The organism is Cellulosilyticum sp. I15G10I2 (assembly GCF_900095725.1).
Taxonomy (GTDB): Bacteria; Bacillota; Clostridia; order Lachnospirales; family Cellulosilyticaceae; genus FMMP01.
In genome coordinates this window covers 190,075-214,758 of the sequence record NZ_FMMP01000007.1, presented here as the reverse complement: position 1 = coordinate 214,758, position 24,684 = coordinate 190,075, and the positions used below count along the sequence as shown (strand labels likewise).

Genomic DNA, 24,684 nt, shown 5'->3' with positions numbered 1-24,684 from the left:
TACTATTGAAATACGAAGATTTAAAGTAATGTAGATAGACGATATTTAATCTAATTCTGCAACTAGAACTATAAATTTTGTCTTATTTTATCTAATAGATCTACAATTGAAGAAGACTAGAGAGGTAGTCAGGGGATGTCTTTTGACCAGGCTCGGGTTTGGCAGTGGGGAGGCGGGAGAGGCAAAAGATATCCCCTGACTGCCAAGCGGACTTTATATAGGAGATTAAGAAAAGAAAGACCGTCAAATTTATCACTTAACTACAATAAACCAGCCTAGAAATAGCAATAAGGAGGATCGAAATGGCACCACTAACTTTATTTAAACAAAAAGTAGTAAGCTTTACAAAGCAAATGTATTATCCGATAATAGCCATTTTAATGGCACTATTTATTGGAGGAATCATTATTAATATATTGGGATTTGATGCCTTAGCGGCCTATCGTGGTTTGCTGAGCGGATCACTTGGAAGTTTAAATGCCGTTAGTGAAACCCTCATTAAAGCTATTCCCCTGGTTTTTACAGCTTTAAGCTATGCTATAGCAAAGCGGTGTGGACTCATTAACCTTGGAGCTGAGGGGCAGCTCTATATCGGAGCTTTGTTTGCAACCATTGTGGGTACTAACTTTTCAGGACTTCCGTCACCACTGCATATTATATTGACACTTGTAGCTGGATTTCTTGGAGGGGCGCTTTATGGTTTTATTGTAGGGGCGATTAAAATCCGTTTTGGGGCAAGTGAGCTCATTACGACGATCATGTTAAATTACGTTGCTGTTAATATTATAAGCTTTTGTGTAACAGGACCTATAAAGGATATGGAAAATAGCAGTTATCCGCAGTCCGTGCAAGTACTAAAAAGTGCGCAGCTCCCAAGAATTTTAGAAGGTACAAGACTGCATGCCGGATTGTTTATAGCACTCATAGGTATTTTACTTTACTATCTATTTCTTTGGCATACTGCAAAAGGGTATGAGATGAGAGTTGTAGGGCTTAATCCCAGTGCTGGACAATATGCGGGGATGAATCTTAAAAAGAACAGCATGCTTTCTATGTTTCTTGCAGGCGGCTTTGCAGGTCTTGGAGGATGTATTGAAATTATAGCTGTTCAGCTTCGACTCATACAGAACTTTTCAGCAAATTATGGTTTTGATGGTATAGCAGTTGCACTTTTAGGAGGGAATAATCCTATAGGGATAGGTGTATCAAGTGTATTGTTTGGGGTGCTTCGCAGCGGTGCCAATAAGATGCAGATGCTGACAAATGTTCCAACAGCAGTTATTTATATGATTCAAGGGATGATTATTATCTTTGTAGTAGGCAGGGAACTGTTTAATCTCAATAAAAAACGTAATGTAAAAAAGGCAAAAGCTCAAGCCGTTAAAGAGGAGGCGATCGCATGATAGAGTTTATGACAAGTTTTTTAGCATCTGATATTAGAACAGCAACACCCATCTTGATTGCAGGCCTTGGTATTGTTTTTAGTCAACGGGCGGGTATCGTTAATATAGGGATAGAAGGGCTTATGCTGATCGCTTCACTTGTTGGCGTTATTGGCTCATGGCTTAGCGGGTCAGTTGTAGTAGGCGTACTGTTTGCAATCGCTTCTTCAATGGTATTTAGTGCTATTTTTGCTTTCTTTACGATTACGATTAAAGCGGATCAGACCGTTGTAGGAATGGCAATTAATATTTTTGCAGGGGGATTTACCATCACCCTTAATCGTATCATATTTGGGGTCAATACTTCTGTACCTAGTGTTGCAGTATTTAATCGGGTAGAAATTCCTTATTTAAGTAAACTGCCAGTTATAGGGCAAGCTTTTTTTAATCAGTCTATACCGGTTTATTTTGCCTTTCTGGCTGTACCTGTAGCATGGTTTGTGATGCAAAAGACGGATATTGGTCTAAAAATACGAGCAGTTGGTGAAAATCCACGAGCTTGTGATACTGTAGGTATTCATGTAGAACGTATGAGATATGGGGCAGTTTTGTATAGTGGACTTATGGCTGGGATTGCCGGAGCTTTTATTTCGATGGGACAGCTCAGTTTCTTTACCGAAGGTATGGTTGCAGGCCGTGGCTTTATGGCACTTGCAGCTGTTGTTTTTGGTAATTATACGCCTCTTGGGGTAATGTTTGCAGCACTTTTATTTGGTGCTGGAGATGCTTTGCAGTACCGTCTTCAAGCGGTTAATACAGGCATTCCTTATCAGTTTTTAATTATGCTACCTTATATTATTACGATTGTGGCACTTTGTGGGTTGATTGGCAAAACAAATCAGCCAGCATCCAGTGGTGTGCCTTATGTAAAAGAGTAGGAGGGGTAAAGATGGTTTTGCTTGAAATGAAACATATTACCAAGAGATTTCAATCTGTTATTGCCAATGAGGACGTAAATCTTCAGGTTCAAAAAGGAGAGGTGCATGCCCTCTTAGGTGAGAATGGAGCGGGTAAATCTACTCTCATGAATATCCTATATGGTATGTATGCACAATCAGAAGGCGAGATTTACTTAAAAGGAGAAAGAATACGCATTAAAGACCCTAAGGATGCTATTACGCGGGGTATCGGGATGGTGCATCAGCATTTTATGCTTATTCCAGCCCTAACGGTTATAGAAAATGTTGTACTTGGCATGAAGGAGAATAAGGGTGTACTAGACTTACATACAGCAGCCAAAAGCTTTATCCAAATGGCCGAAAAATATAATATGCACATTGACCCGTGGGAAAAGGTCAGCAGGTTGTCTATCGGACAGCAGCAACGTTTAGAAATCTTGAAGGCGCTTTATAGAAAAGCACAGCTTCTCATTTTAGATGAACCTACGGCAGTACTTACACCAACAGAAGTCACATCACTCTTTGAGATGATCAGACAGCTTACACAAGAAGGACATACGGTCATTTTTATTAGTCATAAACTTACAGAAATTATGGAGATTTGCGACAGATGTACTGTACTGCGCCAAGGGCGGGTGGTTGCCAGTGTAAAAATCGAAGAAGTTGTGGATAAACAGCATCTTGCGACACTTATGGTAGGTAAAAATGTGGAGCTTGTAACGCACAAAGAAATATCAAATCCAGGAAAAACAGTACTCTTAGCAGAAGCTATTTGTTATGAAAATGCACAGAAAGTACAGGTTTTAGACAGTGTAAGTATCGAAGCCAGACAAGGAGAAATACTTGGCATCTGCGGGGTTGATGGCAATGGACAATCGGAGCTTATTAAATGCATAACAGGTTTATTTAAACCCAAAAAGGGAAAAGTTATGATTAACGGGACAGACTGCACGGCTTATACCCCCAAACAAATACTCGCACACAATGTAGCGCATATTCCAGAAGACCGTCATAAAATGGGCATGATCAAAGAGATGTCTATTAAAGAAAACCTTATATTGATGAGTTATGACAAAGGGCCCTACTCTAAAGGCGGCATTCTTAACTGGAAATGGATCAACAAACATAGTCAAAAGCTCTGTAAGGCTTATAATGTTAAGACACCAGACATCATGGAGAAAGCGGGCAACCTCTCAGGCGGCAATCAGCAAAAGTTTGTTGTTGGCCGTGAATTAGACAGAAAACCAGATTTACTCATAGCTATGCACCCAGATCGGGGCTTAGATATTGGGGCAACCAAGTATATTCAGGCGCGTATTGTAGAGGAACGGGACCGGGGCGCGGCGGTGGTGTTGGTTTCTACCGAACTAGATGAAATACTAGAGCTATCTGATCGTATTGTTGTCATGTATGAAGGAAAAATCATGGGAACTATGGATCAAAAAGAGGCAACAAGAGAGAAACTAGGCCTGCTGATGGCAGGCATTGCAGTATAATAAGCAGATATATTAAAAATGCCAGAGAGCCTATTAAATGAATAGGCCTCTGGCATTTTTAGTTGAAAAGGCGTGAGTACGCCTATTCGGCGCTGAGTTCATTAACTACAGGCAAAAGATCCGTAGAAATATCAAAGCCAAGGACAGTATCTAAGAACTTTAGAAAGCTGGTTAGTACCTGTAAAAAATCGTGAGCTTCATCGGGACGCAGGTTTAAGTCGCCATGCAGGATCAGTGCACCTATTTGTTTGAGACTGTCTTCAGACCAATCATAAGGTATTTCATCTGCATCTTCCCACATCATTTTAGAAAAAAGCTCGATATAAGGTTTGATTTTTAGAAGCTGGCTTCTGGAAAAGTCTTTTGCAAATGTACTTTCCATAAACTTAGGGTAATAAAGGGATGAAAATTCTTCTGGGGTTTCAAAATAATCCTCATCTTCTATTAAATCACCGCCTAAAGCCTCTACTACTGCCTCACTTGCCCCTTCTTCAAAAAGTGCAACAGAGATAAAATAAGGCGCATATTTAAGCTCTTTTACAACTGAAAGGTCAATGCCACACTTCTCGCAGAAATTGTTTAAAAGATGATAGATATAGGGTGTATCGACTAAAATAGTTTGTGGTTTAACTTGTTTAGCCACTAGGTTAGTCCCAAAGTGTGTCAGAAGTTCTTGAAGATATTCTGAAGGCGTATCATATGCATCTGTAAGTGTCGTCCCGTCTATAAGAATACAGCAGGTCATAGAAGTAGCCAGCATATAAAGAATGCTAGGAGAAAAATTGCCGGATTTAATGTTACATTTAAAAGATGACGGTAAGACAGATAAAATACATTCACCACCAGAAAAAGTAGGTGCCATAGCTTTAATTGTGCCGCACAAAAGATCATTATTAAATATAAATGGCTTTGATAATTCTTCATAATATAATTGACCAGACATACTAACCTCCACAGTATTTAAAATGAATAGTTTAATTATGTCCAAAAAATCATAATAATATAAAGAATATCAAAAAATAGTTAGCAATTTTATGCTAATCCATTTCCCAAGTTATTTGGATACCATCATCTGTTATCTTGATAGCGCCTTCTTTTAGGAGTCTGCCTACCGCTCTTTTGAAAGACGCTTTACTCATATTGAGTTCAGTTTTAATGCTTTCTGGAGAACTTTTATCGCTTAAATGAAGACTGCCACCGTTTAACTTTAATTTATTCATGATTTTTTGGGCATCATCTTCCATTTGATAAAAGGCTTGTTTTCTTAAGCTGAGTTCGAGTTTGCCATCTGGTCTGATTTTTTTTACTCTTACATCTACGGTGTCCCCTATGTTATAACTGCCATAGATTTCCTTGTGAGGAATGAGCCCATGATATTTATTGTCTACAGCTACAAATGCGCCGTATTCTTCTGTGATTCTATAAATAATGCCTTGAGCCTTGCTGTTTTCACTATAGGGAGACTCACAGCTAAGCAGGTCATATACTTTCATAGTTGCACACAGTCTATCGCTTTTATCTATATAAATACCAACTAAATAACTTTTTCCTCTTACAACCTCACCTACTTGTTGTTTAAAAGGTAAAAATAAGTCTTTTTCAAGGCCCCAATCTAAAAAAGCCCCAATTCTGGTGATCTGTACGACACTTAATACAGCTAGATTACCAAGGGTTACCTTTGGGTTTTTAACTGTAGCAATCATTCTGTCTTCTGAATCTTTGTAGACGAAGACTTCTATTATATCGCCTATTTCAGTTTCAGGTGGAACCTGACTTTTAGGCAGAAGAATATCAGCTTCTCCATTGCTAGCTTCTGAGTTAAGATAAACGCCAATCTCAGTTTTTCTTACAACTTTTAGGTTTTGAATTTTTCCTAGTTCTATCATCTTAAATTTCTCCTCTTAATACCATGAATTTATCTTATGTGCTATAAATGGACAAGTTAAATAAAAAACATTTATGCTATCTCTTATTATAACTAAGTCGCAAAGTAAATAATCATAATGGGAGCAGATAAATGAGTGATGCTTTATTATAACAGATTATTCATGCCTAATCAAACGGCAAGGAGATTGATTACTCGCCACCCGTTACTGTTTCATATCTCCAGTCTATAATACCCCCAATATCATAGACATTGGTATAGCCCATATCAAGTAGCCGCTCAGCAGCTTCTTGGCTGCGTCTGCCGCTACGGCAGTATAGATAGATAAGGGAATCCTGATCGGGTAATAGTTCAGGTGCGCGTTTTGTGATATCATAGTCTGGAAGAAGAATACTGTTTGGAATACGTACTTCTTCAAATTCTTCTGGCGTTCGTACATCAACGAGTATAATAGCGTCATTAGTGTCTAGGTTTTGCTTAGCAGTACTTTGATCGAGCTTTTGATAAGCAGATTTTAGTTGAACTTGTGAGTCTGTATTTTCCGGAAGATTACTATTTGAAATGCTATTTGTTCCACAGCCAACAAGAAGAGTAGACATAAATAGAATTAAGAGTTTGTTGTTTTTTTTCAATTGAATCACATCCTTTATTTATTCTAGTCATTAGACTTAGTGTATCGCCTAAAGCTATTTTATATTAACAGTTAAAACTTGTCAGTGATATTATTACATTAAATAGAGACGGCGCGTGATAGAGTTTGTATTAACGCGTAAAATATATTAAAATTTTATAATTCGTCAAATTATTCTTTAAATATATGGAAAGGTTGTAGTATAAAATGGTACAATGTAGAAAACATTAATTTAAGGACGTATGCAATGATTAAAATAAGTGTTAAAACTAAAATTATTTGCTTAATTGTCTTTACCATATTTACCTCAAATATTTTTTTAGGGTATTTAAACTATAGAGATTCTGAAAGCCTCGCCATTGATATCATCAAGGAAAAAAATGAAGAAGAGCTTATGAACATCAGTGAATATTACTTTAATAAGCTAATATTCGATATGGAGTATGTTGTTAATTACTGGTCTGAGTCACCAGATATTATCGGGTACAATAAGCCTTCTTCCACTTCTAAAGTAGTGAGTTATATACCAGAGGATTTTGAAGCCATTTATGAACAGTGGGTGGGACTAACACGCTCCATGCATGACATTACATGGCTTTACTATGCCTTGGAATCAGACGGATCTATTTATGTAGCACCTGTTGATGCAAGTATGCCGCTGGATTATGATGCAAGGACGAGAGACTGGTATCAAGGAACGGTTCAGCAGGCGGGTGAAATTTTTTGGACTGAGCCCTATCTTGATGCAGGAGACTCCGGAAAAATTCTGCAAACCGTTTCTAAGGCTGTTTATGAGAGCGGAGTATTAAAAGGCGTTATTGGAGTAGACATTGAACTTGAAAAATTTACAGAAATTATCAATAATCTAAGCTTTGCAAAAAATGCTAATATCTTTTTAGTTAATCAGAGTAATGAAGTTATCGCTCATAATTCTTCTGATATTCAATTTTTTACCAAGAATTTTATTGAAAAGATAAGTCAAAGTTCAGTCACTGAGATTCAAGAAATTAATAGAGATAAATACATTATTTCATGGACACCGCTTAGTATCAATAATTGGAAGCTTATAGCTATTACAAAAACAGGTTTTGAAGCAGATTTACGTGAAATGAAAATTAGAGTTTTTTTGATTGTTTTAGGGACAAGTTTATTGAGTGTATTATTTGCCTTTTTTGGCTCTAAAAACTTGCTTAGGCCACTCAATAGGTTGATTATTATCACTAAAGAAGTTGGACGGGGGAATTTAAATATTCGTTCAGTGGTAAGGTCTAATGATGAGTTTGGGGCTTTGTCTAAGAGCTTTAACAATATGTTAGAGCAGATTAATGAGCTAATGGCTGAGCGGGATCAAAATTATATCAAAACAGTAAAGGCACTTGCAAATGCCATTGAAGCCTCTGATGAATATACAAGAGGACATTGTGATCGTGTGGGCATAATCTCAAAAAAGTTAATGAAGAAGCTAAATTTACCAGAAAGGCAAAGAGCACAGTTGGAGTTTGCCTGTATACTGCATGATATTGGTAAGATTGGTATTCCTGAATCTGTTTTAAATAAAGTTGAGAAATTGACCCAAGAGGAATATGATCTTATTAAAAAGCACCCTGTGATCGGCTATGACATGATTAAGGAAGTTGAGTTTTTAAAGGAATCTTCTGAAATTTTATTGCAGCATCATGAGCGTATTGATGGAAAGGGATATCCCTATCATTTGACTGATCATCAAATCCGTATTGAGGCGAAGATACTTGCTGTAGCAGATGCTTATGATGCCATGTCCAGCTTCCGTATTTATAGATCGGATGTCTTGACAGATCAGGAAATTGTGAAAGAACTCATAAATAGTAAGGGTAAACAATTAGATGCACATATTGTGGAGGCTTTACTTGAACTAATCCGAAATAATGAGTTAGAGTTATAAGATAAAAAACGCTGAGCGCTCTTTTGCTTAACAAAAGAGCGCTCAGCGTTTTTAAATAGATTATTTACCAATAAACATTTGTGTCCAGTAGCTGCCGTTTGCAACATAGCCTACACCAATGTGTGTAAAGGCTGGTTTTAAGATATTCGCTCTATGACCTGGGCTATTCATCCAAGCGTTAACGACTTCTTCAGGTGTTTTTTGACCCATAGCAATATTTTCACCGGCGGTTTTGTAGCTGATCCCAAATTGTTTCATCATATCAAATGGTGAACCATAAGTTGGGCTGTTGTGGTCAAAGTATTTTTTAGCCTGCATGTCCTGAGATTTCATACGAGCGACATTACGTACAGCTTCATCCATTTGCAGAGGCTTAAGCCCTGCTTTTTGACGTTCAACATTAACAAGTTCTAGTACTTTATTTTCGTATGCAAGAGCAGAGTTATCTGTTGTAACAGCTGGTGCTGCAGGAGTTGTTTTAGCAGGTATTTTAACTTCAGTAGGTGTCACGGCTGCAGCTGGTGCTTTTATATTATTTGATGTTTTGCATCCGCCTGATGTTTTACATGAAGTTGAGGTGTTGCATGAAGTCTGTGTTTTACATGAAGCTGATGTTTGACATGAAGCTTGTGTTTTACAAGCTGCTGGGGTAGTACAATTACCTGTATTTGCTCTAAAATTTGTAACATTTAATTTGGTACTTGGTGTGCAAGCTGATGCTGAACTTGCAAATACACTAGATGAACCTACGAGTACAACAAAGGAAGCTAGTAATGATAAATTAAGTTTAGATAATTTTTTATTTATTTTCATGGTAAGTATCCTCCTTGTAATGGTTATATAAAAAGTTGATATATTGCGTAAATGTTAACTATTTGTTACAAATTTATTATATAATATTACAAACTATAAAACAACCTATAAAGGGTAATTACCAAGAGATACCTAATATTGAAGAGAATAATTACTGCGAATAGTTGATCTGAGTAAAGTAAGGGGAGAGACTAAAAGTAAAACAATGGCACAAAAAAAGACTATTACTGTACAGAAACAGTGAATAGTCTTTTTAGAATTAAACCGCTTCTTTATTCGTAAAGAAGCGGCTGGATTTCTGGATTATCTATATTGAATTTATCATACCATGCAAAACCAGTATCAATGAATGCTGGGAGATTTTCACCTCTAGCTGCTCGGATAGCAGTCGTTACAGCTTGATACCCTATATTCATTGGATCTTGTGTAATGGCTCCTGCTACAATCCCTTCTCTAATAGCATTAATTAGCGGCTGGCCTGCATCAAAACCAATAAGTGTAATTTCACCCACTTTGTTAAGATCTTTAACTGCATTGATAAGACCTTGAGTTGTGCCTTCAGTTATAGCGAAGACACCTTTAACATCTGGATGAGCCATTAGCAGCTCTTTTGCAACTTCAGTTGCTCTTTCGGTATCACCTAGACTGTATTGAGTGGGAATAACTTCAATGTCACGATATTCTTGTATAAGTGTATTTAAAAATCCATCCCGTCTATCTATAGATGACTTGCTTGTTTGATCCTGAGCGATAATGGCTACTTTACCTGTACCGCCTATAAGCTGTGCCATTTTATCAGCTGCCAGTTCACCAGTTTCATAATTATCCGTTGCGACTGTAGTACTAACAATAGGACTATCAACCCCTGAGTCAAATCCGATTACTGGAATGCCCGCGTCTCTTGCTCTTTCTAAATAGGGCGTAACAATGTGTGAATCAAGTGCTGCAAGGACAATGGCATCTGGATTATTAGCTAATGCATTCTGTAATAAATTAAGCTGTGTAATGATATCGGGAGGCTGCTCGGTTGCGGGTGCTCCAAATACAGCACGAACCCCATAATCAACAGCTGCTTTTTCTACACCAGATCTAACAGCCTCCCAAAATGGCGCTTGGCCTTTTGCAATAACCGGTATATATATTGAGGGGGGGCGTATTGGCACTTGAGGCGGGGCTGCTTTTTGTATACCTACTATATTAATCCATAATATACATGTTAAAAATAGGTTTAACACAAATGACTTTTTCAGATTTTACGCCCCCTTTCATAAACTGGATAATTTATTTTTGCGGAGTCTTGCTCATTTTATACATTTAAAACTTATTATCTCCAAGTTAGAAGACTTATATGCTTACAGAATTTATTTGTAAAAATTATTAAGGGGTATACTCAAATGGTGAACCATAAAGTGGACTCGTATGATCAAATGCTAGTAATAGGCTATATGAGAGGGGTAAGAATTAGAAGATTAGATTACTAAAGCATAAATATAAAATCTGTATTTAAAATACCCTATGAGAGCGAATTTAGTTAATCTGCCTCATAGGGTACGTTATATTAATCTACATCTACTTTATCTACATCCATAAATGGTGCAAGAGTTGAAATCATTTTTACAGCGGCATCTGAATTGTTAATGATATAATGTATCTCTTTAGGTTCAATATGTATGATCTGACCTTGTCTTAAAGTATACTTTACGTTATCAACAAAGATATCCACTTCACCTTCAAGTATATAGAAGTTTTCCTCCATAACGTTATGATAATGTGCCTGAAAATCTTGACCGGGCTGAAATTGAACAATTGCAAAATTCATTCGTGGTCCACGCATTAAATATTTGGGCCCACTGTCGCCAAAACGGTAGTCTCTATCTTTTTCATCAACAATAAACATAAACATTCCTCCTTATATTATAAAAGTTTAAAGTTAAATGCCGGGTGCAATCCACATGTTTTTAGTTAGTTTTCTATCACAAAGCTTAAGTTGCGCACTATATATTTCTTTCCAGTCTTGATACAAATTATTATAAAGCAGATGATTTTTACTATCCGGATAATAGGTTTTTTCCATATGAACTATTTTAGCAACTGCATTATCAATAGTGTCAAACAACCCTGTGCCAATGCCTGCAAGGATAGCAGCTCCAAGGGATGTGGCCTCTTTTACTTTTGGTACACGAACAGGCACGCCTAAAACATCTGCTAGGATCTGACACCAGAGTGGGCTCTTAGAAGCTCCAGATGCAAATATAATTTCACTTGGCGTATTTCCAGTGAGGGAGGCGACGCGCTCCATATTACCTTTTGTAACCATTGCTGCATTTTCCATAATAGCTCTATAAAAGGTATAGCGGTTAAACTTTTCAGCATCTAGAGCAAAGTTAGTAAAGGTAGGAGACGCATGTTTCCAACAAATATAATCCATGATATTAGAAAAAGTACACATCATGCCATGACTTCCAGCGGGGATTTTTTCGGCTTCCCTATTCATATAGTAATAAGGATCTTTGCCGTCTTCTTTGGCTTTTTGCATCTCAAGTTGGCAAAATCCATCTCGATACCAGCGCATGACAAGCCCTGGAAAAAAAGCTATTGCTTCATACTGCCATATATGAGGGACCGCGTGAGCGTTAACACGAACACGGCAGTCAGGGTCAGTTCTTACTTCATCTGTATTAAATTCATATTGCCAAAAGCTTCCGCCAAAAACAGCAGCCTGTGCCGGAGAGACTACTCCGACGCCGATGCAGCCAAGCTGTGCATCACCGCCGCCGGCGATAACAGGCGTCCCTTCAAAAAGACCTGTTATTTCAGCTGCTTTAGGATTTACATTAGCTATAAAGCTTCCGCTTTCAAAAACAGGAGGAAAAATATTCGTTTTAATATCACATTTTTCAGCTATTGATGTATCCCAAATACGCTTTTTTATATCAAAAATACCAGTTGTACAGCCATTACTTGGCTCTGTGGACATAATGCCAGTTAGTTTGTAAATAAGCCAATCATTAAACATGCTGATGCTTGCTGTTTTTTCATAGATATCAGGCATTTTATTTTTTACCCAAAGCAGACGGGGCAGTGCACCAAGGGCATAAGTCTGCCCAGAGACGTTATAAATTTCTTTCTCTAGTGTAGCTGACCGTTGAATAAGTTCGGCTACTTCGCCGCTTGAACGAGCATCTACATTTGCACAAGCCCATATCTCTTCACCTTCAGCATTATATAAGACAATGCCTTCTCTCATACAGGTCGTTGAAATACCGGCAATGTCTTTAGCGTCTATCTTGGTTTCTTTTAAAACCTGCCTGATACAAGAAGCGGCGAGCATCCAGTTGTAAGACCAATCAAAATCCATAGAACCTGGAAACCTGGGGTCTTCTTTATGTTCCCATTCTTGCTGAGAAACACCGATCTGATTACCGTCTGTGTTAAAAATGACTGCTCTTACGCTGCCTGTACCAGCGTCAATAGCCATTAGATATTTTTGCTTACTCATACTATTCCTCCCCCGAGATATATTAGAAAATGAGTGTTTTACATAAGGTGTTATTTATATTCAATCAGTTTCTGAGCGGTATTTTCATCTGTAATCAAAACATCAATGTAATCCCCCTTTAGTGCTGCTCTTATAGCCGTTACTTTTTTATCACCAGCAGATACAGCTATGACATTATTAAGCTCCTTGAGTGTAGAAAGCGGTGTACTGATGAGTCTAGAATCTATTTCTGTATCTAACAGTGCACCATCTTGGTCTATGAAGTGAGATAAAACATCACCAACAGCACCCTGCATACTTAACAATATAAAATCATTTTGACTAAGCGTAGATGATTTAAGGATTGTAGCATCATTATTCATGGCACCGATGCCCACAATAGTCATACTTGCCAGTTTGCTCATGCTCTCGATTTCCTTAATTGAAGTCTCATTTTTAATAGCTTCTGCCATCTCTTGTGATGAAGCTATTAAGGGTGCGGGCATTAAATAGAGTTTCCCATTAAAGACATTAGATTGTATATTTGGTAAGTAGTAGCTTACACCACCTGTTAAAGAGACATAAGATACGGCTGAGTCCACATTGGTTGCAAGATGGTTGAGCGTACGTGAGAGTGTATCTCCATAACCGAGGTTAATAAAACAGTTGTCTGAAATGCGGCTGCCAACGTACATAGCAGCTGCTTTTGCAATGGTTTCATTAACTTCCTCGCTGTTAGGATTTGTTGGGACAATATAAGTGTCTTTTAAATTGTATTTCTGGACTAAAGTTTGCTCGAGTTCCATCCGCTTACTTAAACTAGAGCGTATTTGAAACTGTACAATACCAGTCTGCCTTGCCCGCTCTAAGAGTTTGATGACTCTCATGCGCGAAAGTCCTAAATGATCAGAGATTTCTTGCTGTGTCATATTTTCTAAGTAGTAATACCAGGCTGTTTTTACCATTAAGCTTTCTTCAAATTCCTTTTCTATTTTTAACATCATATTTTGGCACTCCTTTAATGATATGACCTAAGATTTAGCTAACAATTGTTTTTTGTTATATCATATGTTTCGTTTTTATGGAGTATGTCAGTATGTTAAAAACCTATGACTCTAAATATTATTTTTTATAAAAAAACATGTAGAGTACTACGAGCCTAGGGTGCTACATATAATATAAACATATCAAAGGACTGCACTTTTACTGCTTCAAAAAACATAAAACAAAGATTAAAGACAAATTATGAATCAGGCTAAAGTTAAAACAAAATATAGAGAGCTGAACATATGTATAAAAATTGAGAAAGGGGGGGAGAAGAATGCAAGTTGCCGATAAGGTGCCTATTGATATTAAAGAGACAATGATAGCCATACGAGGTATTTGTAAATCCTTCGCATCTAATGCTGTACTTAAAGGAATAGATCTTGATGTAAAGTGTGGCGAGGTATTAGCCTTAATTGGTGGTAATGGTGCGGGAAAGAGTACACTTATGAAAATCATTATGGGAATCTATGAACCGGATAAAGGAGATATTTTTCTTAGGGGAGAAAAGGTCAAACTATCAAAACCTGCTGCTGCACTTGCACATGGTATTTATCTAGTACCACAGGAGCCCATGTTATTTCCGAATATGACCGTTGAAGAGAATATTGCTATTGGTTTTCCTGATAAAAAAAGCGAATTACATATGCAGATGATAAATATTATGGATCAGCTAGGATGGCAGCTTAAATTAGACCGTAAAGCAGACACCTTAACTATCGCAGAGCAACAGCTAGTAGAAATCTTAAGAGGGTTACTTCGAAATGCAAAAATTTTAATTCTAGATGAACCGACCTCATCATTGACATTTAATGAAGTAGAATCACTGTTTAAGTTAGTTGAAGATTTAAAGCGTAAGGGCATCAGTATTTTCTATATCACACACCGCCTAACAGAGGTTTTTAAGATCGCAACACAGGTAGCCATTATGAGAGATGGTTTGATTACTTTAAAGGGAACAGTTAATGCGTTTACAAAGGAAGATCTAGTAAAAGGCCTGCTGCCGATTGACATCAAACTTAAGACTTCTGAGAAATCAAAAGAGCTTGACTATACCCATTTAAAGCCTGCATTAGAATTAAAGCATTTTACCGGTTATGGGTTTAAAGATATCAATTTGGAGGTTTTCCCAGGGGAGGTCCTTGGCGTAGCTGGCGTAGTGGGTGCTGGGCGCACAGATTTTGCAAAAACTATCTTTGGAATGGATCAAGTTATATCAGGAGAAGTACTTTTAAACGGGGAGGCTATTACAGGGGCTCCAACAAGGGTGGTACTTGATAAAGGGTTGAATTATGTGCCGGAAGACAGATATTTAAATGGTATTTTTAAGATTACGGATGTAGGCTCAAATATTTCTTCTGCAAATCTTAGAAAAATGAGTAAGTTTTTCTTAAATGGAAAAGCAGAGAAAATGTTAGGAGAGAAATATATTCAGCATTTTAGAATTAAGGTAACAGGTCAAAATCAGATGATGGGGTCTCTTTCGGGGGGGAATCAGCAAAAGGTTGTTATCGCAAGAGCACTTTCTACAGCACCACAAGTAGTTATACTGGATGAACCAACCCGTGGGATAGATGCCGGAGCACGGGGGGACGTTTATTCAATTATTGATGGACTCAAGAAACAGGGGGTAGCTGTTCTACTTATCTCCTCTGATTTTGAAGAGATTGTAGAATTATGTGATAGGGCTGTTACGATGTATCAAGGCCACATTAATCATAGATTTTCAAAACATCAAATTGATCTGGATAGATTGATTGCAGCCTCATTTGGTGTTTATGAGGGGGATGATCACGCATGAAAACTTTAAAGCGTATTTTTAAAGCCAGAGAAATATCTTCTTTAATCTTTTTAACTGCAATTTTTTTAATTGTAGGTGCGGTAAATCCTTCATTTCTACGGTTCAAAAATCTGCTGCTCATTTTTAATGGAAGTATTGTTTATGTGCTTTTAGCTGTTGGGATAGCTTTTGTTATTATCAGCGGGGAGATAGATGTATCTATTGGAGCGACCCTCGGGCTTGCGGCGGCCGTTTCGGCAACACTGCTAAGAGACGGAAGCTCTTGGAGTATAGCGGTTATAGCTGCACTTATGGTAGGGGCAGCAGTTGGTTTTATCAATGGCATAGGTGTTACCGTATTAAAAATACCTTCCATTATAATGACCTTAGGGGTTAATGGGGTAGTAAGAGGTTCTATTTATGTCTATACAAATGGGAAGTGGGTTGAGAATATACCTTATCCTTTTAAGGCTATTTCTCAAGCAACGATCATGAATACCTTAACCTATTTCTTTTTTGGTGCACTGCTGTTAATGGCCGTGGTGCATATCTGCCTTACAAAGACTAATCGCGGCAGGTACTTTGCAGCCGTTGGGGATAATGAATCAGGAGCAAACTTAATTGGTATTCCTGTAAATAAGACTAAGATTATAGCATTTGTTGTATGCGGCATTTTTGCAGCCATTGCTGGAGTGGTTTATGTAAGCCGCGTTGGATTTGTAACCCCGACTGCGGGAAATGGTTATGAAATGAAAGCTATCGCAGCATGTGTACTAGGAGGCATCAGCCTAAGCGGTGGTGTTGGTACTGTAGTAGGTGCAACCGTTGGCGCAACGATTATGTCATCTATTAGCAGAGTATTGGTATTCTTAAAATTTTCTTCTGATTATGACAATACGATTACGGGGATTTTACTTATTATTATTGTTGTTGCAGACGCATTGATTCAAAGACGTGTAGCTGAAAAAGCCAGAAGAAAGAGGCTTTTGGCAAGGACCTCAACACAAGGAGGTGCGCACAATGAATAAAGAGACCTTGAAAAGTAAATGTTTGCGGTGGGAAAACTTTCTTGTTGTAACGCTGATCTTAGAGATTATTATCTTTGGTCTTTTAAATCCTAAGTTTTTACAGGCAAGGGTACTGCTTGGAAGTATTAATGACTTTATCTGCATTTGCATTATATCCTTATTTGTAACGTTTGTACTTATAACAGGGGGGATGGATATTCAGGCTGGTTCTATTGTAGGACTCAGTTCCATTTCTTTAGGGGTATTGTGGCAGGATGCAGGATTTAATATTTGGATGGCGGTGGTTGCAGCTATTTGTATTGGGGCTGTTTGTGGTGCGATTAGTGGCTTTTTTGTTGCTTTTACCAGGGTTCAGGCCATGGTTGTCACTTTGGGCGGACAGTTTCTTTATTCGGGAATTGCCCTTTTGGTCGTCAATTTATCTTCATCCAGTGCATTTGAAGGAATCAGCGGCTATCCTAAATCATTTATAGCGCTTGCGACAGGCAATATATTTGGTATTCCAAATCAAGTTGTTATTTTTATTGTACTCGCTTTAGTAGGATATATCATTTTACATAAGACAAAGTACGGAAGATACATCTTTCTTTGTGGCATTAATCAGGAGGCAGCAGAATATTCAGGGATCAGGACAAAATGGGTCATTATGAGTACATATGTTCTTTCGGGGATGAGTGCATCTGTTGCAGGTATTGTTTTAACAAGTTATCTTGGTTCAGCCAGGGCAGATCTTGGAAAGGAACTTACTCTTCCTATTATTACTGCAGTTGTTCTTGGGGGGACTTCAAATTTAGGGGGCAAGGGGGGCGTTATTGGAACGGCATTCGCAGCTGTCGTGATTGGATTTATGCGATTTGGGCTGGTTATGGTAGGGTTATCTACTCAGTATCTAGATATTCCAATCGGATTACTATTAATTATTGCAGTTGCAGGCAGGACTATTACAAGTAATGCAAAACTAATGAAAAGCGTTCATGAAATATTCCGTAAGATAAAAAGAGCTTAGGTCATCTCAATCAATATCTTAAATATCTTAAGGGGGATAGGAATATGAAAAAGAAATTTTTTAGTGCATTATTATGTTCAGCATTGGCAGTGACTATGTTAGCGGGCTGTAGTTCAAAAGGAGCCCCAGAGGGGGCGGCTGATACAACAAATGCTAAACCTGCTACACAAGCAAGTACAGATAAAGCGGCAGATACTAATGCAAAATCCTCAGGCAGTGATATCACGGTTACTTTTGTTCCAAAATTATCAGGTAATGCATTTTTTGAATCAGCCAATGTAGGGGCGCAAGAATACGCAGCAAAAGTTGGTAAGTATTCAGTTAAATATGACGGCAATCCAGAAGCATCTGTTGCAAATCAAGTAGCTATTATCAATAATGCTATTTCTCAAGGCGCTGACGCTGTCTGTGTGTCTTCGGTAGATGCTACAGGTCTAGATGAAGCGATGAAAAAAGCAAAAGCAGCAGGTCTTGCGGTTGTGACTTGGGACTCTGATGTAGGAAATGATGCCCGCTCGCTTATGGTATCTCAGGGAACCCCAGAACAACTTGGCAAAATGTTAGTTGATATGGCAGCAGAAGGCATGGAGGATCCAATGGCTGAAGGTATTACTTATTGCTGGCATTACTCACAAGCAACTGTTGCCGACCAAAACTCATGGCAGGTAGCTGGTGAAGCCTATATTGCTGAAAAATATCCAAACTGGACCAATGTTGCACCAAACAATTATTATAGCGAACAAGATGCTGAAAAAGCTATTTCAGTCGGAGAATCTATCTTAACAGCACATCCAGATATTACAGCTATTATTTGTAATGACTCTACAGCGCTTCCAGGTCAGGCACAGGCTGCACAGAATCTTGGACTTACATCTAAGGACGTTGTTATCACAGGCTTTGCAGCACCTAACTCTATGAAAGACTATTGCCGTGCAGGTATCCTTGAAAGATGGGGGCTTTGGGACTGTAAAATCCAAGGCGCTATGGGATGTTATTTAGCGTATTGGCTAGCCGCAGGTAATACATTTAAAGTGGGCGATAAAATTGATATTCCGGATATTGGCACAGTAGAAGTAATGCCTAATACAGTATTAGATCCAAAAGCTTACACAGCAGAGGATTCAGGCGTTGTATTACTTCCAGAAAGAACTGTATTTGATATCAATAATATGGATAACTATAATTTCTAAGTCCTAACGCGTTTAAAGGAGGGTAATAAAGTGGCAGATAAGGATGGAATGAAAATAGCGAAGGATTATCATATAGATAAGCCATTTGCAAAGCAAGGTGGCTTTTATGTAAAGGGGATGTCCGATGTAGATTGGGGGATGAAAGCACGTCTAGCAAATATTTTTCAGCCTGAGAGCGGTCATACAGTAATGCTGGCATTTGATCATGGTTATTTTATGGGATCTACCGCAGGGCTTGAGAGATTGGATATTGTAATACCTGAACTGGCAGAACATATAGATGTTTTAATGGGAACCCGTGGCGGTATTCGTACCTGCATACCAGCAAGTACTGGTAAAGCGGTTGCCCTGCGTGTGAGCTGCGGATCTTCTATTCTGGATGAGGATCTCAGTCATGAGATCATTGGTGTTGGTATCGAAGATGCTGTGCGTATGAATGCAAGCTGTATGGCTGTTCAGACCTTTATTGGTGCTGATGGCGAAAAAACAAGCTTAGATAACCTATGTAAAACCGTAGATGCAGGGCTAAAATATGGTATACCAACAATGGGCGTTGTTGCAGTAGGCAAACAGATGGAAAGAACATCCCGTTTCTTCAAACTGGCGACACGTATTTTGCCAGAGCTCGGTGCACATATTGTTAAGACGTATTACTGTGAGGATTTTGAAGAAATTACTTGTGCATGTCCAGTACCTATTGTGGTTGCAGGGGGCAAGAAATTACCAGAAAATGAAGCCCTGACAATGTGCTATCAGGCGATTTCAGAAGGCGCAGCTGGAGTCGATATGGGGCGTAATATTTTCCAAAGTACGGATCCGATTGCTATGGTTCAGGCAGTTAGAATGATTGTTCATAAGAGGGCAACGGATAAAGAAGCTTATGAATTTTTCTTAGATACAAGAAAAGAGTAGTCTAGCTAGATCATAATATTGCTATAATAGATTTTGTTATTGATAATATCGAGTATTTGCTAAAAAAGGATGAATCACAACAAAAGGGTGTCTCATTGTTAGCTAGTGGCTAATTACGAGGCACCCTCTTAGAGAAAGAAATAATATTAAGCAATTTCTGATTTATCATGATTTCAGCAGAGAAATAGGTTAAAATAGAGTTAAGAGACTCCAAAAATCTTATATAAAGCTAAGCTAGGAGGCGATAGAGTGGATGTTTATGTAGCGCGCCAACCAATATTTGATCGTAGAATGAATGTATATGGATATGAGCTGCTCTATCGCAGAAGTATGAATAACTTTTATGAGGGAGCAGATGGTAGTCAAGCAACAGCTGAAACAATTAATAATGCATTTTTTGTAATGCACTTTGATGAATTAACTAGTGGGACAAGGGCTTTCATAAATTTCTCAGAGGAACTCCTTGAAATGGAAATTCCTTGTTTATTGCCTAAAGAAATAATTGTTATAGAAATTTTAGAAAACATAAAGATTACAGAAAAAATTATTAACTTATGTAGAAAGTTTAAGAGTCAAGGCTATATGTTAGCATTAGATGATTTTGTTTTTAGTGAGGAGTATATACCACTTATTGAAATGGCAGACATTATTAAAGTGGAATTTTCTGTTGTAAATCAATTGGAACAACATCGACTGATTAATAAGTATAAAGATAAAGTTAAGTTTTTAGCTGAAAAAATAGAAACACGAGCTGAGTATGAAATAGCCCGAAAGATGGGATATGATTATTTCCAAGGTTATTTTTTTAGTAAACCCGTTATTATAAAAGGGAAGGAAATAGTAAGTTTAAATATAAATCTCATAAGAATTATTAAGCAGTTAAATCAAAATGAACCAGACTATCAAAAGATAACTGAAATTATCGAAAGAGATTTAGGTCTTTCTTATAAACTTTTGCGGGTAGCTAATTCAGTCTTATTAGGTTCAATGCATAAAGTTTATTCTATAAAGCAAGCACTGGTTCGCTTGGGAACAATAGAAATAATGAAATGGATCTATTTAATGATGCTTAAAGAAATACAAACGGTAGAAAATAAAGAATTAATAAGAACAAGCTTGGTCAGAGGAAAACTAATGGAGTATTTAGCTTTTGAACTAGATATGAAGCATAGACACTTAGAGTTCTTCATGACAGGCGTATTTTCGTCTGTTGATGTGCTTGTAAATCAGGATATGGAGGAAATAGTAAAGGCTCTACCACTAACTACTGAGGTAGCAGAAGCATTGGTAGGAGATCGCAATAAGTTAAGAGAAATCCTTGATGGCGTCATCGATTATGAAATGTTTAATTGGAGTGAGACAGAAGGAGAAGAATCTTTCTTGGGTATAACGAGGGAGCGCTTTATGAGGGCATATCTCGAAGCATTAAAATGGGTCATGGAACTAGACTACTAAATGCAAGAGCTGATATAATAATATTGATGTAGTTTACTGAGAGGACTTATAAGTATGCTAGATATAAAACATAGGAAAATCAATAAAGGGATTTATAGTAATATCATTAGTACATTTTTATCTATATTAAGCATTACATTTGTTATTTCTTTATTAGTATTAGAGGTATTATGGCGCAAAAATATTGAAATAGTACATATGATGCTCGAGTTATTAAGTATTTTTATTGGGGTTGCGACCTTCTTAATAATATGGAGTAAAGAAGAAGACGATAACAGCATCAATACTGTACTGGGGTTTGGGTTTTTGATAGTTGCGCTACTTGATATAATGCATACATATTACTATAAATATCTTCTTCTAAATGACATTGTTAGAGGAGATAGTTCAATTAAATACGGCTTAGCAGCCAAGTTGATTCAAGTCATAACTTTATGCATATTTGCTTATGCCCCTTATGTAAGAAATAGCAACAAATATATCAATATGATTAAAACAATAATTATTGCTGGCTGTTTATTTTATGTTTTTGAGGCACACCTAGGATGGATTCCTAGCTTTTATGACGAGAATGGAATCACTCAAATAAAGGTTGTATTAGAATATTTAGTGATTATAATAGCTGTTTTAGCATTATATAAATTGAAAAACAACTTACAAAGTGAACCGCTTATAAGATTTGAATACCTTTATATATGCATTCTTTTAATCATACCTTCTGAGATCTGTTTTACGCTTTTTAAGAATTCAGATTCATTGTGGGTGGCCTGGGGGCATGTATTAAAGGTGTTTAGCTATGTTTATCTTTATAAGGCAGTCTTTCAAAGTTTAATTCATTATCCATATGATAAATTAAGGGATAGTAATCAGCGGTTGTCAGAAATACTTAACGCCATTCCCATCTCTATACATACATATAATAAGGATAATAGAATAGAATTTGTAAATGATAAATTTGAAGAAGTATTTAAGTACCCAAAAGAAAAAGTTGTTGGACTCAATACCATAGAGTTATCAATGATGTTAAATAAATCTGGCAATAAAAAAACAGGTCCCTCACTTGATAGTCTAAATATAAATGAAGATGACACTAAAAATATTATTAGAACATATTTAGATGCTGATAATAAGGAGATCAAGGTTTTGATTAAACCTCATAAGATTAAAGACGGTGTAATTGTACTAGCAAATGATGTAAAACAAGAGCAGGAAATTAAGAACTTAAATCTACAAGCTCAAGTGATATTAAATGCTATAGCAGTACCTACAATAATAATAGATTATATCGGAAATATAGCTGCATGTAATGATGCGTTTGCTGATCTAGTGGAGGTGGCGTATAAAGATATAATCAGTATGAATATATATGAATTAGGGAATATTATAAACTTTAGTGATAAAGAACTTATTGATGCATTCGACATAAAACAATTTCAAGATGATAGTATTAACTGCAACGTTGAGACAACTAAAGGTAATAAAAAACAGATTAAGCTAACAACATCCTTAATTACCAATAGCTATAATGAGAAAATTGGAGGAGTGATTGTTGCGACAGATATATCAAAAATGAGAGAAGCGCAGTCAAGGCTTATCAATCAAGAGAAGTTAGCACTAGTAGGGCAGATGGGGGCGACTATTATCCATGAAACCCGCAATTTTCTTGCGACTATAAAAGGAAATTGTCAGCTCTTAGAACTGTATATAGACGATGGAAAAATAAGACAATATACAAGAAAAATCGATGCAGCGACTAATGAGATTAATGACATTATTAGTGTATTCTTAAATTTATCAAAACCTAGGGAAGCTCAATTAGAAGAAGTTGCATTTAACGACTTGGTTGCTTCTATGCAGAGTACAATAGAAACCTCCTCACTCATGAATAAGGTACAGGTACTTTTAAAACTGGATTATCATGAAAGATATATACTTTGCGATGAAACACAAATTAGACAGGTAATCCTTAATATGTGTAAAAATGCCGTAGATGCGATGGCAGAAGTACCGGAGCCGATCTTACATATTAGCACAGGTCTAGATGATCATTTAGATGAAGTGTTTATCAAAATATCAGACAATGGCGTTGGTATTGATAATAAAATACTTGAAAAGATTGGAACACCATTTTTTACAACAAAGAAAACAGGGACAGGTCTAGGGCTTAACGTTTGTTATCAGATCATAAAGGAGCATAAAGGAAGAATAGAAGTTGAAAGTGAGTTAGGACAAGGAACGACATTTACTATTATCATACCTTGTATAGATGAAGCATTAGAAGATATTATTTAATGCTAAAGGGCTATTTTAAAATAAATAATGCGTCTAAAAAGCGGTTTCTCCATAAGAGAAACCGCTTTTTAGACGCATTATTTTCCAATGAACATTTGTGTCCAGTAGCTGCCGTTTGCAACATAGCCTACGCCGATATGTGTAAATTCAGCTTTTAAGATATTTGCTCTATGACCTGGACTATTCATCCAAGCTTTAACAACTTCCTCAGGTGTTCTTTGACCCATGGCGATATTTTCGCCGGCGGTTCTATAACTGATACCAAATTGTTTCATCATATCAAATGGTGAACCATAAGTTGGACTTGTATGAGAGAAGTACTTTTTAGCCTGCATATCTTCAGATTTCTTACGTGCTACATTACGAACTGCTTCATCCATTTGAAGCGGCTTAAGACCACTCTTTTGACGCTCAATATTAACAAGCTCTAATACTTTGTTTTCATATGCAGCTACGGAATTTGTTGGTGCTGTGGGGGTCTGAGGTGTTGCTGGAGCTTTTGGTGGTGTTTGAGTTGGTGGCTTAACTGTAGTTGGTGCAGGTGCAGGCGTATTTACAGCCGCTGGTGCTTTAGCAGCAGCTTGTACCTTGCAGTTTGCTGAAGTTTTACATGAAGCTGAGGTTTTACATGCATTTGATGTTTTGCATGAAGCCTGTGTCTGACATGCACGCTGTGTTTTACAAAGACCTGGCACACTGCAACTTGTTTGAGCTGTTCTAAAGTTTGCACCGTTTAACCTTGTAGTTGGTGCACAGTTTGGTGTGGCACTGGCAAACACACTGGATGAGCCAACGAGCACAACAAATGATGCAAGTAATGATAAGTTAAGTTTAGATAATTTTTTATTTATTTTCATGGTGAGTATCCTCCTTGTAATTGTTACGTAAATATTTAATTTGTTACGTAAATGTTAAAAGTTATTACGAAGTTATTATACGCTACTCCCCTATATAATGCAATACCTAAAATAAAATTACCATATAAAACCTGACCCCGGGAATGAGTGCATAAAAAAAGAGGACTTCCTAAGCGTCCATACAGCTTGGAAGTCCCCTATATTAAAAAGGGGGTGACGGCATGAATATAAAAGGCAGTTTGATGAAGCCCGCTTTTATAAGTCTTCTTTTTAAGTTTATGCTAAGTCAGAGCGGCGGTATTCTTAATGACATACAAAAAGATACTGCAGGCATCAAAAACCCTTGCAGCATAGTATATTTCTATATTTATAATCTGTAAAGTAAGAGCATAGCTAAAATAATCTCTAACTTCATAATTTGCAAAAATAAAAATGAACGGCATAGACCGTCCTTCCCAGTTTAATTATAGCATAGAGAATTTGCAATAAAAAGACTGTTTTTTTGATTTTGGCAGTGCTAAACTTATTGAAGTAACGGGAGGGGTGATTTTCGTA

21 protein-coding genes are annotated in these 24,684 nt (G+C 37.2%); 12 read left to right on the top strand and 9 right to left on the bottom strand.

Going from position 1 to position 24,684, the window contains the following annotated elements; translation table 11 throughout:
* The first annotated feature begins 302 nt into the window (after positions 1 to 302).
* The 3 genes from BN3326_RS07790 to BN3326_RS07780 are packed head-to-tail and all read left to right on the top strand — an operon-like array spanning position 303 to position 3,837.
* Entirely contained in the window at positions 303 to 1,403 is a 1,101-nt protein-coding gene (locus tag BN3326_RS07790; RefSeq protein ID WP_069998624.1) for an ABC transporter permease, read from the top strand.
* The gene (locus tag BN3326_RS07785) at positions 1,400 to 2,320 is read left to right on the top strand and encodes an ABC transporter permease (RefSeq protein ID WP_069998623.1); all 921 of its coding nucleotides are present in this window, start codon (positions 1,400 to 1,402) and stop codon (positions 2,318 to 2,320) included. The genes BN3326_RS07790 and BN3326_RS07785 overlap by 4 nt, the downstream gene beginning before the upstream one ends.
* 11 nt (positions 2,321 to 2,331) lie before the next feature.
* On the top strand, positions 2,332 to 3,837 hold the full coding sequence (locus tag BN3326_RS07780) for an ABC transporter ATP-binding protein (protein WP_069998622.1): 1,506 nt from the start codon (positions 2,332 to 2,334) through the stop codon (positions 3,835 to 3,837).
* An 82-nt stretch (positions 3,838 to 3,919) separates the two neighbouring features.
* Here the strand turns inward: BN3326_RS07780 and BN3326_RS07775 are convergent, their stop codons facing one another.
* The 3 genes from BN3326_RS07775 to BN3326_RS07765 form a co-directional block, all read right to left on the bottom strand.
* Positions 3,920 to 4,780 (bottom strand): DUF6930 domain-containing protein, encoded by an 861-nt coding sequence (locus BN3326_RS07775; RefSeq protein WP_069998621.1) that lies wholly within the window; start codon positions 4,778 to 4,780, stop codon positions 3,920 to 3,922.
* Positions 4,781 to 4,874: 94 nt separating this feature from the next.
* On the bottom strand, positions 4,875 to 5,723 hold the full coding sequence (locus tag BN3326_RS07770) for a CvfB family protein (RefSeq protein WP_069998620.1): 849 nt from the start codon (positions 5,721 to 5,723) through the stop codon (positions 4,875 to 4,877).
* 190 nt (positions 5,724 to 5,913) lie between these two features.
* Complete coding sequence (locus BN3326_RS07765) at positions 5,914 to 6,354, bottom strand: rhodanese-like domain-containing protein (protein WP_083258592.1); 441 nt, start codon at positions 6,352 to 6,354, stop codon at positions 5,914 to 5,916.
* Positions 6,355 to 6,600: 246 nt separating this feature from the next.
* On the opposite strand from BN3326_RS07765, the gene BN3326_RS07760 reads away from it, so the two are divergent.
* Entirely contained in the window at positions 6,601 to 8,274 is a 1,674-nt protein-coding gene (locus BN3326_RS07760; RefSeq protein WP_069998619.1) for an HD domain-containing phosphohydrolase, read from the top strand.
* A 60-nt stretch (positions 8,275 to 8,334) separates the two neighbouring features.
* Here BN3326_RS07760 and BN3326_RS07755 read toward each other — a convergent pair whose 3' ends face one another.
* The 5 genes from BN3326_RS07755 to BN3326_RS07735 form a co-directional block, all read right to left on the bottom strand.
* A complete protein-coding gene (locus tag BN3326_RS07755; protein WP_069998618.1) occupies positions 8,335 to 9,087 on the bottom strand; it encodes a CAP domain-containing protein in 753 nt (250 codons plus the stop codon).
* Positions 9,088 to 9,359: 272 nt separating this feature from the next.
* Positions 9,360 to 10,322 (bottom strand): ABC transporter substrate-binding protein, encoded by a 963-nt coding sequence (locus tag BN3326_RS07750; RefSeq protein ID WP_069998617.1) that lies wholly within the window; start codon positions 10,320 to 10,322, stop codon positions 9,360 to 9,362.
* 323 nt (positions 10,323 to 10,645) lie between these two features.
* Positions 10,646 to 10,984 carry a cupin domain-containing protein gene (locus tag BN3326_RS07745; protein ID WP_069998616.1) on the bottom strand — a complete coding sequence of 113 codons (339 nt, stop codon included), beginning with the start codon at positions 10,982 to 10,984 and terminating at the stop codon, positions 10,646 to 10,648.
* 33 nt (positions 10,985 to 11,017) lie between these two features.
* A complete protein-coding gene (gene lsrK / locus BN3326_RS07740) occupies positions 11,018 to 12,586 on the bottom strand; it encodes an autoinducer-2 kinase (protein WP_069998615.1) in 1,569 nt (522 codons plus the stop codon).
* 50 nt (positions 12,587 to 12,636) lie between these two features.
* Positions 12,637 to 13,569 carry a sugar-binding transcriptional regulator gene (locus BN3326_RS07735; protein ID WP_242875966.1) on the bottom strand — a complete coding sequence of 311 codons (933 nt, stop codon included), beginning with the start codon at positions 13,567 to 13,569 and terminating at the stop codon, positions 12,637 to 12,639.
* A 317-nt stretch (positions 13,570 to 13,886) separates the two neighbouring features.
* Here BN3326_RS07735 and BN3326_RS07730 point away from each other — a divergent pair, with 317 nt between their 5' ends.
* The 7 genes from BN3326_RS07730 (at position 13,887) to BN3326_RS07700 (ending at position 23,272) form a co-directional block, all read left to right on the top strand.
* On the top strand, positions 13,887 to 15,410 hold the full coding sequence (locus tag BN3326_RS07730) for a sugar ABC transporter ATP-binding protein (RefSeq protein WP_069998614.1): 1,524 nt from the start codon (positions 13,887 to 13,889) through the stop codon (positions 15,408 to 15,410).
* Positions 15,407 to 16,417, top strand: coding sequence for an ABC transporter permease (locus BN3326_RS07725; RefSeq protein ID WP_069998613.1), 1,011 nt, complete (start codon positions 15,407 to 15,409; stop codon positions 16,415 to 16,417). The genes BN3326_RS07730 and BN3326_RS07725 overlap by 4 nt, the downstream gene beginning before the upstream one ends.
* A complete protein-coding gene (locus BN3326_RS07720) occupies positions 16,410 to 17,423 on the top strand; it encodes an ABC transporter permease (RefSeq protein ID WP_069998612.1) in 1,014 nt (337 codons plus the stop codon). The genes BN3326_RS07725 and BN3326_RS07720 overlap by 8 nt, the downstream gene beginning before the upstream one ends.
* Before the next feature lie 44 nt (positions 17,424 to 17,467).
* Complete coding sequence (locus BN3326_RS07715) at positions 17,468 to 18,613, top strand: substrate-binding domain-containing protein (RefSeq protein WP_069998611.1); 1,146 nt, start codon at positions 17,468 to 17,470, stop codon at positions 18,611 to 18,613.
* Between the two features lie 30 nt (positions 18,614 to 18,643).
* Positions 18,644 to 19,525 (top strand): 3-hydroxy-5-phosphonooxypentane-2,4-dione thiolase, encoded by an 882-nt coding sequence (gene lsrF / locus BN3326_RS07710; protein ID WP_069998610.1) that lies wholly within the window; start codon positions 18,644 to 18,646, stop codon positions 19,523 to 19,525.
* A gap of 249 nt (positions 19,526 to 19,774) precedes the next feature.
* Positions 19,775 to 20,980, top strand: a complete 1,206-nt coding sequence (locus tag BN3326_RS07705; RefSeq protein WP_069998609.1) for an EAL and HDOD domain-containing protein — start codon at positions 19,775 to 19,777, stop codon at positions 20,978 to 20,980.
* A 54-nt stretch (positions 20,981 to 21,034) separates the two neighbouring features.
* Positions 21,035 to 23,272 carry an MASE3 domain-containing protein gene (locus tag BN3326_RS07700; RefSeq protein WP_069998608.1) on the top strand — a complete coding sequence of 746 codons (2,238 nt, stop codon included), beginning with the start codon at positions 21,035 to 21,037 and terminating at the stop codon, positions 23,270 to 23,272.
* A 77-nt stretch (positions 23,273 to 23,349) separates the two neighbouring features.
* On the opposite strand, the gene BN3326_RS21435 is transcribed toward BN3326_RS07700, so the two are convergent.
* A complete protein-coding gene (locus BN3326_RS21435; protein WP_083258591.1) occupies positions 23,350 to 24,129 on the bottom strand; it encodes a CAP domain-containing protein in 780 nt (259 codons plus the stop codon).
* A 221-nt stretch (positions 24,130 to 24,350) separates the two neighbouring features.
* On the opposite strand from BN3326_RS21435, the gene BN3326_RS21965 reads away from it, so the two are divergent.
* On the top strand, positions 24,351 to 24,509 hold the full coding sequence (locus BN3326_RS21965) for a hypothetical protein (RefSeq protein ID WP_171903795.1): 159 nt from the start codon (positions 24,351 to 24,353) through the stop codon (positions 24,507 to 24,509).
* The last annotated feature ends 175 nt before the right edge of the window (positions 24,510 to 24,684 follow it).

Bases quoted from the DNA above. Each gene is read 5' to 3' on its own strand.
- BN3326_RS07790 (WP_069998624.1), top strand. From the start codon at position 303: ATGGCACCACTAACTTTATTTAAACAAAAAGTAGTAAGCTTTACAAAG.
- BN3326_RS07785 (WP_069998623.1), top strand. From the start codon at position 1,400: ATGATAGAGTTTATGACAAGTTTTTTAGCATCTGATATTAGAACAGCA.
- BN3326_RS07780 (WP_069998622.1), top strand. From the start codon at position 2,332: ATGGTTTTGCTTGAAATGAAACATATTACCAAGAGATTTCAATCTGTT.
- BN3326_RS07775 (WP_069998621.1), bottom strand. From the start codon at position 4,780: ATGTCTGGTCAATTATATTATGAAGAATTATCAAAGCCATTTATATTT.
- BN3326_RS07770 (WP_069998620.1), bottom strand. From the start codon at position 5,723: ATGATAGAACTAGGAAAAATTCAAAACCTAAAAGTTGTAAGAAAAACT.
- BN3326_RS07760 (WP_069998619.1), top strand. From the start codon at position 6,601: ATGATTAAAATAAGTGTTAAAACTAAAATTATTTGCTTAATTGTCTTT.
- BN3326_RS07755 (WP_069998618.1), bottom strand. From the start codon at position 9,087: ATGAAAATAAATAAAAAATTATCTAAACTTAATTTATCATTACTAGCT.
- BN3326_RS07745 (WP_069998616.1), bottom strand. From the start codon at position 10,984: ATGTTTATTGTTGATGAAAAAGATAGAGACTACCGTTTTGGCGACAGT.
- lsrK (WP_069998615.1), bottom strand. From the start codon at position 12,586: ATGAGTAAGCAAAAATATCTAATGGCTATTGACGCTGGTACAGGCAGC.
- BN3326_RS07735 (WP_242875966.1), bottom strand. From the start codon at position 13,569: ATGATGTTAAAAATAGAAAAGGAATTTGAAGAAAGCTTAATGGTAAAA.
- BN3326_RS07730 (WP_069998614.1), top strand. From the start codon at position 13,887: ATGCAAGTTGCCGATAAGGTGCCTATTGATATTAAAGAGACAATGATA.
- BN3326_RS07725 (WP_069998613.1), top strand. From the start codon at position 15,407: ATGAAAACTTTAAAGCGTATTTTTAAAGCCAGAGAAATATCTTCTTTA.
- BN3326_RS07720 (WP_069998612.1), top strand. From the start codon at position 16,410: ATGAATAAAGAGACCTTGAAAAGTAAATGTTTGCGGTGGGAAAACTTT.
- BN3326_RS07715 (WP_069998611.1), top strand. From the start codon at position 17,468: ATGAAAAAGAAATTTTTTAGTGCATTATTATGTTCAGCATTGGCAGTG.
- BN3326_RS07700 (WP_069998608.1), top strand. From the start codon at position 21,035: ATGCTAGATATAAAACATAGGAAAATCAATAAAGGGATTTATAGTAAT.
- BN3326_RS21435 (WP_083258591.1), bottom strand. From the start codon at position 24,129: ATGAAAATAAATAAAAAATTATCTAAACTTAACTTATCATTACTTGCA.
- BN3326_RS21965 (WP_171903795.1), top strand. From the start codon at position 24,351: ATGAATATAAAAGGCAGTTTGATGAAGCCCGCTTTTATAAGTCTTCTT.